Here is an 11,679-nt window from a genome sequence, read left to right on the forward strand (position 1 = left end):
TAGGGGAAGCGGCGCCTCCAGCGCTCAGCTTTTACACTCTCCCCCCTTCAGTTCACTTCCCCTACTCGCCTCGACGGTTCAACTCGAATGAGGACAGCGCCCTTCCCTGTCCACCACCCGCTCCAGGCTCTCGACGCTCGCCCAGCTGACCATATCGTCCCGTCCGGTCGGCTTTGCCCGCCGGAAATACATCACCCGGCGCTTGTTGCACACCACGTCCATGCGCGGACCGACCGGACAGCCCGACTGACAGTCGGTCTCGTGGACGGCGACCGTGGCGGCGAGCTGGCGAGCCGCCACCACGGATCGGACTGCGGCCAGCAGGCCGGGGCCGTTATACGAGCGGGTCTGGTGATCGGCGCTGTACAGTTTGACCTGCATGGACTTGGCGCTGCACTTGCTTTTCGTGCAGATGTAGATATCAAGCCTGTCCATGGACCCACACATGGAGCCACACTATGAGGAAGGACCGCCATGAACGCAACCGAGCTGATGGAATACCGCCGTGCCACCATCCCGGTTTTCAACGACAACACGATGAAGCTGGGGGTGTTCGGGTCAAACTGCAGCAACGGCTGTACGATTACGCACGCGGAAACGACCTACGAGGCGACCTACGAGCATACCCTGGCGATTGCCCAGCAGGCCGACCGGCTCGGTTTTGAACTCCTGGTACCGGTCGGCCGCTGGCGGGGCTTTGGCGGCTCGACCGATTTTAACGGCACCTCTATCGTGACCTACACCAGGGCGGCCGCCCTGGCCGCCCGGACCGAGCACATCATGCTGTTTTCGACCTCGCACGCGCCGACCATCCACCCCATTGTGGCCGCCAAACAGGGGGCGACGATTGACCATATCTCCAACGGGCGCTGGGGTCTGAACATCGTGTGCGGCTGGTTTACGCCCGAAATGGAGATGTTCGGCGCCACACAGATGGATCACGCCGAGCGCTACCGCTATGCCGGGGAGTGGATTCAGGTCATCAAACGGATGTGGACCGAGCAGGGCTTTGATCACCACGGCGAGTTTTTTCAGGTCAAGGACGGCTACCTGCTGCCTAAACCCGTCCAGCAGCCCTACCCCACGCTGATCAACGCCGGCTTCTCGCCGGCCGGCAAGGACTTTGCCGCCCGCGAGGTCGATTTCAATTTCATGGCGGTCGATACGCTCGAAAACGGCAAGGCCATCACCACCGAGATCAAACAGCTGGCCCGTCAATATCAGCGCCAGATCGGGATCATGACCTATGGCCTAGTGGTGTGCTGCGATACCGAAAAAGAAGCCCACCAGAAGTATCGCTACATTGTTGAAAAGGGCGACTGGGAAGCGGCCCGGACGATTCTGGGGCTGCTGGGCATTGAGAGCGAGTCCTTCTCCGAGCAGCACCGAACCGAGTTTGCCGAGCGCTTCATCGCCGGGTGGGGCGGCTATCCGCTGGTTGGCACCCCCGAACAGGTGGTCGACGAGCTGTGTAAACTGTCCCGGATCGGCCTGGAGGGCATCATTCTGAGCTGGCTCGACTATAACGAAGAGATGCGCTACTTCGGCGAAAAGGTGCTGCCGCTGATGCGCCAAGCCGGGCTCCGCCAGTAGCCCGGCGGTCGGGAATGTCTCCGTTCCCAAAGGGCGAGGGTAAAAAAGCCCCTCTCCCAGCGGGAGAGGGGTTGGGGTGAGGGCTCTCCGGGCAGCCCGTCGGCGGACGCTGTAATTTGCATCACACGTCCTCAAAGGGAGAGGGAACAGACCGGCTTCCGCCTACTCCATTCTGTACAGCTTGATCGCGTTATCGGCCACGATCTTCTGGGTGACATGCTCGGGGACATTGGCGAAGTCCTTCTCAATCACCGCCTGCGACTCGGGCCAGGTCGAGTCGGTATGCGGGAAGTCGGAGGCCCACATGTAATTATCCTCGCCAAAATACTCCCAGGTCGAGGGACCGATGGGGTCGTCCTGGAAGGTCGCGTACAGCTGACGCCGGATGTACTCGCTGGGCGCCATGGGCAGGGAGTCTCTGTCAAAATAGCGGAACTTCTCCCAGGCGTGGTCGGCCCGGTACATGTAGTGCGGCAGCCAGCCGGTGTCATTCTCGGCCGACACGATCAGCAGCTTGGGAAAGCGCTCCAGAACGCCGCCCAGGATGATATCCGTAATCGACTCCTGGACCTCGTGGATCAGCCGCATGTACACGCTCTGGCGGCCGGCCCGGACCACGTTGGCGGGCGGCCGCTGGCCGGTATTTTTCTTTTCCCTGTTGCCTTTTTTGCTGGTCACGACATGCAGGCTGATCGGCATGTGCAGCTCTTGGGCCGCAGCCCAGAAGGGATCGTACTCGGGGCTGCTGTACGGCTTTTCGCGCGGTGGCGACCCCCAGACCATGACCCCCCGCATGCCGTTCTTGGCTCCCCGCTCAAGCTCTTGGACGCCGGCCTGGATGTCTTCGAGCGAAATCAACGAGATGCCAAACAGGCGTTTCGGGTCATGGCTGCAGAACTCGCTCAGCCAGTCGTTATAGGACCGAAAACACGCCTGCTGAAACTCGGCATCGTCCAGACCGAACAGCGACATACCTAGGGTGGTGTACAAGACCTCGGCCTCAACCCCGTCAATGTCCTGGTCCTTGATCCGCTCGGCCGGATCCCAGCCGCTCGGCCGGGCGCCCTCGTAGCCCTTTTCCCAGGCTTTGGGCAGATCTTCGGGTTTGTTGCCTGCGGCAAAGCCACCCGCGACCGGAAACGGCCGTAAGCCCTCGACACAGAAAAAATGGCCTTTCTTCCCGTTATAGCCCTCGACAACGCGGGGCGCCCGATCCCGATATTTTGCGTCCAGGCGGGTCTGCCACAGGTCGGCCGGCTCCATCATATGCGAATCCGCAGATACCACACGCATGCGTCTGCCTCCTTAGTTATGAATGTCTGCGAGGATAGTCAGACCCGGGGGCGCAGCCCTCACGGTCTTGGCGCCCATTGTCTGCCCAGCTCTTGCGGTTTGTCAAGGAGCCGATAGGCTGAGGCAATACAAGGAGGAAGCGCATGGATTTTGGTCTGTTGATGCCTTTTCACAACCCGGCCCGCTGGGCGCGGCCGTTTCCGGAGCTGTACCAGGAGCAGCTCGACCACATCGTCGCGGCCGAGCAGCTTGGCTACGATACGATCTGGCTGACCGAACACCATTTCGATCAAGACGGCTGGTCGCCCGCGCTGCTGCCGCTGGCCGCCGGGATTGCCACCCGCACGCAACGGATTCGGATCGGGACCTGCATTCTGATCCTGCCGTTTCAGAACGCCCTGCGCGTGGCCGAGGACGCGACTACGGTTGATATCCTGTCGAACGGCCGTTTCGATCTGGGCGTCGGCAAGGGCTACCGGGTCAACGAGTTTACCGGCTTTGGTATCGACCGTCGGACTCGTGACGCCCAACTCGAAGAGGGGCTGGAGGTCATTCAAAAAGCCTGGACCGAGCAGACCTTCTCGCATGACGGGGCCTATTATCAGCTCCAGGATGTCGAGTTGACCCCGCGCCCTGTGCAAACGCCTCACCCCCCGATCTGGATCGGCGCCCGGGGCAAGCGCGCGGTGGAACGCGCCGCCCGGATGGGCTTTCACCTGATCGGCACCGGCGAGGTCGAACAGCAGCGCGCCTATGACCGGGAGCTTGAGCGCCAGGGACGGAACCCCGCAGCCTACCACCTGTGTCAGCTGCGCTGGGTGTATGTCGCCGCCAGCCGGGACCAGGCCTGGAGCGAGGTCGGCGAACATCTGTACCACCTGTTCAGCTCGACCTTTCCGCTGCTGAAAAAGGCCGGCGATCTGCCCGCCGACAGGGCCATGGCCGAACTCCCCAGTCTGGAACAGCTGCGCAACGTTGACCCGACCATTCCGGGCGGCGCGCCGATTGTGGGCACGCCGGATGACTGCATCCGGGCAATTGAACGCTACCAGCAGGAAACCCGGGTGAGCCATCTGGCCATGGGCATGCACCTGCCCGGCCTGGCGCCCGAAAAAGTGCTGGCCAGCCTCGAACTGTTCGCCCGCCAGGTCATGCCCCGATTCCGGTAAGACAAAGTGAACACTCATTCAGCCTGCCCGCTCAACGCCCTTGCTGGGAGGGGGAAAATATGCGATGGAGGAGCAGATGTTTTCGGTCGAGGATTCTGTTGGACAGAACGCTTGACATTTGACCCAGGGGTGAGTATGCCGGGGACAAGGCATTCTCGAAACAATATCTTACCTATATCTTACCTAAGGAGGGTAGCTATGCCGCAGTTTGACACTATCGTGAAAGGCGGAACCGTTGTCGATGGGACGAAGGTTCCGCGGTACCAGGCCGACATCGGGATCAAAGACGGCAAGATCGCCGAGATTGGCAAGCTGAACGCCAGCGATGCCAAGAAGGTTATCGACGCCAATGGCCTGATTGTGGCCCCGGGCTTCATTGATCTCCACACCCACTACGATGCCCAGTTGCACTGGGACCCGTACTGCACAATCGGCAGCTGGCACGGTGTGACCACCGTCACCATCGGCAACTGCGGCTTCGGCTTCGCTCCGCTGCGTCCGCAAGACGCCGACCGGGCCATGCTCGCCCTGTCCCGGACGGAAGCCATCCCTCTGGAACCCATGCGGGTGTCGATGAAGGTCGACTGGGAAACCTTCCCCCAATACATGGACCGTCTGTCCCGCATGCCGCTGGGCGTCAACGTCTCCCATCTGTTCCCGATTGCGCCGGCCGTGGCGTATGTGATGGGCGGTTTCGACGACGCCAAGAAGCGCTTCCCCAACAAGCAGGAGATGGACACCATCGTCGGCCATTACAAAGAGGCGGTGCAGGCCGGAGCGGCCGGTTGGTCGGCCCAGCGCCTGGTGCCCGAAGGCCGGGCCTCGGTGCAGCGCGACTACGACGGCACGCCGATGATCACCGACATTCTGCCCGACGAGTTCTACCTCGACATGGCCAAAGCCATGAACGATGTGGGCCAGGGCTGCATCCAGTTCACCCAGTCGGGCGCCGCTGAGAGTTCCTTCGGCGTTGAGGACGACTTCAAATTCCTGGAAAAGATGACCAAGGCAGCCGGCCGGCCGCTGCTGTACAACGCCATCGTGATCAGTGACAAGCATCCCGAGTCGCACAAAGCCCAGCTCGACTGGGTCAACGCCGCCAACGAGCGCGGTGCCCGCGTCTTCGGTCAGGCCGTCACCGCCCGTGCTCCGGTTCGGATGACGCTGGAAGACTGGAACCTGTTTGACAGCGTTCCGGCCTGGAAAGAAGCCACGATCGGCACGGTTGAAGAGCGCAAAGCCAAGCTGTCCAAGCCTGAACTCCGCGCCGAAATGCGCGCCGACTACGACGACGGCGGCATGGAGACCTTAGACGTGATCTTCGGGGGGTTTGAAACGTACATCGCCCGCAAAGTCAAGGATCGCGACCTCAAGCTGAAATACGAAGGCATGTCGGTGAAGCAGATCGCCGAGGCCGAAGGCAAGCACGTCATCGACGCCATGCTTGATCTGTCGGTGGCGGACAACCTGCAGACCGAGTGGGCTGGTTCAGTCGCCAATTCGAAGGTTGAGGGCTACAAAGAACTGATGAGTTCACCGTACAGCCTACCGGGTGTCTCGGATGGTGGTGCCCACGTGAAGTTCATCACCCCGGCGATCTATCCGACTGAAGTGCTGTCCTGGCTCGTCCGTGAGACCGGCACCCTGTCGCTGGAAGAAGCCCATTTTCGCCTGAGCGGCATGTCGGCCTGGGCGGCTGGCCTCAAGGATCGCGGTACGCTGCGTCCGGGTATGGCTGCCGACATCGTGATCTACGATAGCGACACGGTCGCTGCGGCTGAAAGCGAAATCGTGCATGACCTGCCGGCCAACGAGTGGCGGCGTGTCCAGCGGGCCGAGGGCTACAAGCACATCATGGTCAACGGCGAAGTGACCTTCGAAGACGGCCAGTGCTCGGGTGCCACCTCGGGTGCGCTGTTGTACAACGGCGCGGCTCGTTAGGCTGACCCAAGCGTAACGATCAGCCTTCTCCTGAGGACTGATCGTTCATTCAAGAGGGCGGCAGGGCATACGTCCTGCCGCCCTTTATTTTTTTGGCTCATAAAGCCTTGACATTCGATGCAAGTGCGAGTAGGCCGAGAACTAAGGCATTCTCAGTACACCAAAGAAGGAGGGTAGCTATGCCACAGTTTGACACTATCGTGAAGGGCGGAACCGTTGTCGACGGAACACGGGTCCCGCGCTATCAGGGCGATATCGGCATCAAGAACGGGAAGATCGCCGAAATCGGGAAACTCAACAACAACGACGCGACCAAGGTGGTCGACGCCGACGGACTCGTTGTGGCCCCTGGCTTCGTCGACCTCCACACCCACTACGATGCGCAGCTGCACTGGGACCCCTATCTGAGCATCTCCAGCTGGCACGGGGTGACCTCGCTGACCATCGGCAACTGCGGCTTTGGCTTCGCTCCCCTGCGCCAAAAAGATGCCGACCGCGCCATGCTGGCCCTGTCGCGCACCGAGGCGATTCCGCTGGAACCCATGCGGGTGTCGATGAAGGTCGATTGGGAAACCTTCCCGCAATACATGGACCGCGTCTCGCGCATGCCGCTGGGCGTCAATGTCTCGCACCTGTTCCCGATTTCGCCGGCGGTGGCGTATGTGATGGGCGGCTTCGACGACGCCAAGAAGCGCTTCCCCAACAAAAGCGAGATGGACACCATCATCGGCCACTACAAGGAAGCGGTGAAGGCCGGAGCGGCTGGCTGGTCGGCTCAGCGGCTGGTGCCTGAGAGCCGGACATCGGTCCAGCGTGACTACGACGGCACGCCGATGATCACCGACATTCTGCCGGATGAGTTCTACCACTCCATGGCCAAGGCGATGGGTGAGCTGGGAGAAGGCTGCATTCAGTTTACCCAGTCAGGCGCGAACGAACACACCTTTGGCATTGAGGAAGACTTCAAATTCCTGGAAAAGATGACCAAGGCTGCCGGTCGTCCGCTGTTGTACAACGCGATTCTGATCAGCGACAAGCATCCCGAATCGCACAAGGCACAGCTCGACTGGGTCCAGGCCGCCAATGAGCGTGGCGTGCGGATCTTCGGCCAGGCGGCAACCGTTCGGGCGCCGGTCCGGATGACGCTGGAAGACTGGAACCTGTTTGACAGCGTTCCGGCCTGGAAGGAAGCCACACTGGGCACCACCGAGGAGCGCAAAGCCAAGCTGTCCAAGCCCGAGCTGCGCAGAGAGATGCGCGAAGACTACGACGGCGGCGGCATGGACACCCTGAATGTCATCCTGGGCGAGTTCCCCAAGTACATCGCCCGCAAAGTCCACAACCGTGACCTCAAGCTCCAGTACGAGGGGCTGTCGGTTGAGCAGATTGCCGAGAAGGAAGGCAAGCACGTCATCGACGCGATGCTGGATCTGTCGGTCGCCGACGACCTGCGCACCGAGTGGGCCGGCCCGATCGCCAACGGCGACATCGAGGGCTACAAAGAGCTGATGAACTCGCAGTACACCCTGCCCGGCGTGTCGGACGGTGGCGCCCACGTGAAGTTCGTCACCCCTGGTATCTTCCCGACCGAAGTGCTGGCCTGGCTGGTCCGCGAGCAAGGCGTGCTGAGTCTGGAAGAGGCGCATTTCCGCCTGAGCGGTCTGACATCCTGGGCGGCCGGCTTCAAGGACCGCGGCACCCTGCGGCCGGGTCTGGCGGCCGATATCGTGGTCTACGACCCCGACACGGTCAAAGCCCTGCCGAGCGAAATCGTCCACGACCTGCCGGCCAACGAGTGGCGGCGAGTGCAGAAGGCCGAGGGCTATAAGCACATCATGGTCAACGGTGAAGTGACCTTCAACGACGGCCAGTGCTCCGGCGCCACCCCGGGTACCCTGCTGCGTAACGGCGCGGCCCGCTAGGCGCGCTCCTGCTGACCGTGAGGTTCCCATAGCAAGCGGGGAATCGGAGGATACGCCTCCGGTTCCCCGCTTTTTTTGGGCGTGCCCTGTGTTAGATGCTGGCAGCATCCCTGTCAGATCAAAGGAAGGAGAACCAATGCCAGACACTCTTACCTATGTTTCTGCCGATGGCCATGTGGTTGAACCGGCCGACCTGTGGACCACCCGCATGGATCGCAGGTTCCGCGACCGGGCGCCGCGCGTCGAGTCACGCGAAGACGCCGATTACTACATTATTGAGGGTGTAAGCGAGTTTCCGGTCGGACTCGAAGGGGTCACGATCGAGGAAAAAATTCAGGGTCAGGTGACGACGCCAAAGGGCCGCCGCCACGCCGAAACGCGACCCGGTGCGTGGGACCCGCAGCCCCGCCTGGCCGATCAGGAGCGCGACCACCTGCGCGCGGAAGTCATTTATCCGGGTGGCTTCGGTCTCCAGTTCTTCCATATTCACGACGCCGACTACCAGCGCGCCGCCATCAAGGTCTATAACGACTGGCTGAGCGAATTCTGCGCGGCCGCCCCGGACCGGCTACTGGGCTCGGCCCTGCTGCCGACGCGGGGGCCGATCGAGTGGACCGTCGAAGAAGCCGAGCGGGTGGCCACACTCAAGGGCATCAGCTCCTTCCTCATTCCGGCCGAGGTCGAGCGCTCCTACGGCCAGTCCGAATACAACCGCATGTGGGAAAGCCTCCAGGACATCGGTTTCCCGGTAGCGACCCACTCCGGGACCGGGACCGAAGAATCCATTTTTGCCAAGATTGACCGCATCGGTATGGGCATGGGCGTGACCGACAACAAGGTCTTTCAGCCCATGCGGGCGATGGCCGATCTGATCTGGGGCGCCGTGCCCGAGCGTTACCCCAAGCTCCGCTTTGTGATTGTCGAGGGCGGCATCGGCTGGGTCGCCTCGCTGCTCGGCTTCATGGACCACTGGTGGAACGACCACCATCGGTGGATGGAGCCCAAGCTGAGTGAGCCGCCCAGCACGTATTTCAAGCGCCAGTTCTGGGCCACCTTTGAAGACGACCGGGCGGGTATTCTGACCCGTGAGCTGGTCGGGGTGGATCGGCTCATGTGGGGCTCGGACTACCCCCACACCGAGGGCACCTTTCCCTACTCGCAGGAGCAGATCATGCGCGACTTCATGGGCGTGCCCGAGGCCGAAGTCGATCTGATGGTCCGGGGCAACGCGGCCAAGCTGTACGGCCTGGGCGGCTGAGGCGCCCCATCCGGCTTCCTCCTTGCCCGTTAGCGGTAGGGGCGGGTTTCAAACCCGCCCCTACGATCTTCCGCCCAGGCTACTATCACAGCCCGATCACTTCGAGAAGCTTCCGCAGTGTCCTAACCGATCTTCGGGAGACCGCCCAGCACCCCAGAGCGGTACTTGGGATAGAGCCGCGTGTCACGCCGCAGACCGCTCACGTCCTGGGCGGCGTATAAGCGGGTTGCGCTGTCCGGGCCTTTTTCAACAATAAAGAGTTCTTCCTTCTCCAGATCGTCAAGCAGGCCGACATTGTGGGCAGAGACAATGAGCTGTGCGTTGTGTGGATTGGTCTCAGGACTGTGGAACCAGTGAATGATCTCGCTGACAATATCCACATGCAAAGAGCCATCAACATCATCGAGGATGAGCAGACCGCCAGCCTCAAGAGTCATGTGGATTTGAGGCAGAGCGTGGAACAAACAGAAGGTGCCCGTAGACTCGGACATTAAAGGCACCTCGCGGTCAAGGCCGTGATGACGAAAGAACGCCTCCATCTCGCCACCGTCGCTCCTGATAAGCACGTCATGGATTGCGAGGTCACTGCGCTGCATTTGTTGCTTCATCCAGCTTTTCGCCTTGCTGTTCCGCTCAAAAAAATCCAGGACCAGTTCGGTATCCGGCTGCCAGGTCTCCTCATCAGAGTCTTCAATTGGCGAGAAATCCCCTCTCTGCGTTTCAACTATACGCATAGCCAAAGGAACATTGAGCGCCGCAAACGCAGTAATGACAGAGGTATCTTTCCGAACCGCATCCAAGCGGGCATCTTTTGGTTTCAACCCAAATTCGGGAGAGGTGTAGATGGTCTCCCCGGGCGCGCCACGTTCAAAGAGCCGTTTAGGACGACCTTTCGGAAAATGGAACAAGGCTTCGCGGAGAATGACAGGATGCCGCTCGGACGGAACGTGTTCTATTGAGAGTTCGTAGCGGAACAAGTCCCGCGCTCCGCCTAATTGTAACCAGTCAGCATCAAATTCCAGGCGAAAGCGTGTCGGCTCTTTTGCGGCCTTGTTTGACCAGAAAGGAAGAACACGTTTCATTCTCGCTTGTGACGCCGACAAATCGGGGCCAAAGGCAATACGAGTCAGATCCAGCAGCGCCCGAAGAAGGGTCGTCTTGCCCGAGCCGTTCGGCCCCATGATGACGGCCACAGTCGGAAGCCGAACGGCGGGTTTGGCCTGACAAGGCCGAAAACGCGGCAAGTCGGGCGCTGTGCCGGGGATGCGTAAATCAAGGACGACTTCCTCGTATATCGAACGATAATTCGACACAGAAAGTTCGTGAATCGTGAGTTCCATAGCGCTATCTCAACATTTTTTCGTCATAACTACAATAAGATATATCAAGAAACCTGATTCAGAAATTTAATTGAGTATCTACGTTCCGATCCGATACCGTCATGCAGCTTCGCACGCTCTGTGTATTTGGAGTTCTCAAACTGTGTGGGCCGCAGCTCAAGCGTTTGACACCGCACACCACCTTGGGTATGACTCAGCCCGGACAGAGAAAGGACAGCCATGTCAGACATACTCACCGATGGCTATGTGTCGGCCGACGGCCATGTGGTCGAACCGGCCGACCTGTGGACCACCCGCATGGATCGCAGGTTCCGCGACCGGGCGCCGCGCATCGAGTCTCGTCCCGAAGCCGACTACTACGTAATTGACGGTCTGGCGCCATTTGCCGTGGGGCTCGAAGGCGTGACCATGGAGGACAAGATTGCCGGCGAGATCACGACGGTTGTCGGCCACCGGCACGCCGAGACCCGCCCCGGCGCCTGGGACCCCCAGGCCCGCCTGGCCGACCAACAGCTCGACCACTTGCGCGCCGAGATGCTCTACCCCGGCGCTTTCGGTCTCCAGTTCTGGACGATTACCGATGCCGAGTATCAACGCGAGTGCTTCCGGGTCTACAACGACTGGCTGAGCGAGTTCTGTGCGGCCGCCCCGGACCGTTTGCTCGGCGCGGGCCTGCTGCCGTTCCGAGGGCCGATTGCATGGGCGTGCGAGGAAGCCCGACGGGCGGCCGACACGGGCCTGCGCTCGCTGTCCATCCCGGCCGATATCGCCGACCAATCCTACGCCGACCCGGAGTTCATCCCGCTGTGGGAAACCCTCCAGGACCTCGGCCTGCCGGTGTCGATTCACTCCGGGACCACTACCGGCGAGCCGTTTGCGACCAAGTTTGAGCGGATCGGTATGGGCATGGGGATTGTCAACACCAAGATCAGCCTGCCGATGAACGTCCTGGCCGGCCTGATCTGGGGTGCGGTGCCTCAACGCTATCCCCGGCTCCGGTTTGTCATTGTTGAGGGCGGCATCGGCTGGATCGCCTCGCTGCTGGGTCTGATGGACCACTGGTGGACGGACCACTACCGGTGGATGGAACCCAAGCTGAATGAGCTGCCGAGCAGCTATTTCAGGCGCCAGTTCTGGGCCACCTTTGAAGACGACCGGGCCGG

General features: G+C 61.1%; 9 protein-coding genes. 6 read left to right on the plus strand and 3 right to left on the minus strand.

Going from position 1 to position 11,679, the window contains the following annotated elements; translation table 11 throughout:
- Positions 1–78 precede the first annotated feature (78 nt).
- Complete coding sequence (locus J4F42_17515) at positions 79–435, minus strand: hypothetical protein (protein ID MCE2487317.1); 357 nt, start codon at positions 433–435, stop codon at positions 79–81.
- A 39-nt stretch (positions 436–474) separates the two neighbouring features.
- On the opposite strand from J4F42_17515, the gene J4F42_17520 reads away from it, so the two are divergent.
- Positions 475–1,593, plus strand: coding sequence for an LLM class flavin-dependent oxidoreductase (locus tag J4F42_17520; GenBank protein ID MCE2487318.1), 1,119 nt, complete (start codon positions 475–477; stop codon positions 1,591–1,593).
- Positions 1,594–1,755: 162 nt separating this feature from the next.
- On the opposite strand, the gene J4F42_17525 is transcribed toward J4F42_17520, so the two are convergent.
- Complete coding sequence (locus J4F42_17525; GenBank protein MCE2487319.1) at positions 1,756–2,886, minus strand: amidohydrolase; 1,131 nt, start codon at positions 2,884–2,886, stop codon at positions 1,756–1,758.
- Positions 2,887–3,029: 143 nt separating this feature from the next.
- On the opposite strand from J4F42_17525, the gene J4F42_17530 reads away from it, so the two are divergent.
- The 4 genes from J4F42_17530 (at position 3,030) to J4F42_17545 (ending at position 9,176) form a co-directional block, all read left to right on the plus strand.
- Positions 3,030–4,055, plus strand: a complete 1,026-nt coding sequence (locus J4F42_17530; protein ID MCE2487320.1) for an LLM class flavin-dependent oxidoreductase — start codon at positions 3,030–3,032, stop codon at positions 4,053–4,055.
- A gap of 198 nt (positions 4,056–4,253) precedes the next feature.
- Positions 4,254–5,996, plus strand: a complete 1,743-nt coding sequence (locus J4F42_17535; protein ID MCE2487321.1) for an amidohydrolase family protein — start codon at positions 4,254–4,256, stop codon at positions 5,994–5,996.
- 179 nt (positions 5,997–6,175) lie between these two features.
- Complete coding sequence (locus tag J4F42_17540; protein MCE2487322.1) at positions 6,176–7,918, plus strand: amidohydrolase family protein; 1,743 nt, start codon at positions 6,176–6,178, stop codon at positions 7,916–7,918.
- A 136-nt stretch (positions 7,919–8,054) separates the two neighbouring features.
- Positions 8,055–9,176 carry an amidohydrolase gene (locus J4F42_17545; GenBank protein ID MCE2487323.1) on the plus strand — a complete coding sequence of 374 codons (1,122 nt, stop codon included), beginning with the start codon at positions 8,055–8,057 and terminating at the stop codon, positions 9,174–9,176.
- 122 nt (positions 9,177–9,298) lie between these two features.
- Here J4F42_17545 and J4F42_17550 read toward each other — a convergent pair whose 3' ends face one another.
- The gene (locus J4F42_17550) at positions 9,299–10,516 is read right to left on the minus strand and encodes an AAA family ATPase (protein ID MCE2487324.1); all 1,218 of its coding nucleotides are present in this window, start codon (positions 10,514–10,516) and stop codon (positions 9,299–9,301) included.
- Positions 10,517–10,735: 219 nt separating this feature from the next.
- Here J4F42_17550 and J4F42_17555 point away from each other — a divergent pair.
- On the plus strand, positions 10,736–11,679 hold a 944-nt coding region (locus tag J4F42_17555; GenBank protein ID MCE2487325.1), incomplete at its 3' end, for an amidohydrolase family protein.

This window comes from Desulfurellaceae bacterium (genome assembly GCA_021296095.1).
Classification (GTDB): domain Bacteria; phylum Desulfobacterota; class Binatia; order Bin18; family Bin18; genus JAAXHF01.

Bases quoted from the DNA above. Each gene is read 5' to 3' on its own strand.
- J4F42_17515 (MCE2487317.1), bottom strand. From the start codon at position 435: ATGGACAGGCTTGATATCTACATCTGCACGAAAAGCAAGTGCAGCGCC.
- J4F42_17520 (MCE2487318.1), top strand. From the start codon at position 475: ATGAACGCAACCGAGCTGATGGAATACCGCCGTGCCACCATCCCGGTT.
- J4F42_17525 (MCE2487319.1), bottom strand. From the start codon at position 2,886: ATGCGTGTGGTATCTGCGGATTCGCATATGATGGAGCCGGCCGACCTG.
- J4F42_17530 (MCE2487320.1), top strand. From the start codon at position 3,030: ATGGATTTTGGTCTGTTGATGCCTTTTCACAACCCGGCCCGCTGGGCG.
- J4F42_17535 (MCE2487321.1), top strand. From the start codon at position 4,254: ATGCCGCAGTTTGACACTATCGTGAAAGGCGGAACCGTTGTCGATGGG.
- J4F42_17540 (MCE2487322.1), top strand. From the start codon at position 6,176: ATGCCACAGTTTGACACTATCGTGAAGGGCGGAACCGTTGTCGACGGA.
- J4F42_17545 (MCE2487323.1), top strand. From the start codon at position 8,055: ATGCCAGACACTCTTACCTATGTTTCTGCCGATGGCCATGTGGTTGAA.
- J4F42_17550 (MCE2487324.1), bottom strand. From the start codon at position 10,516: ATGGAACTCACGATTCACGAACTTTCTGTGTCGAATTATCGTTCGATA.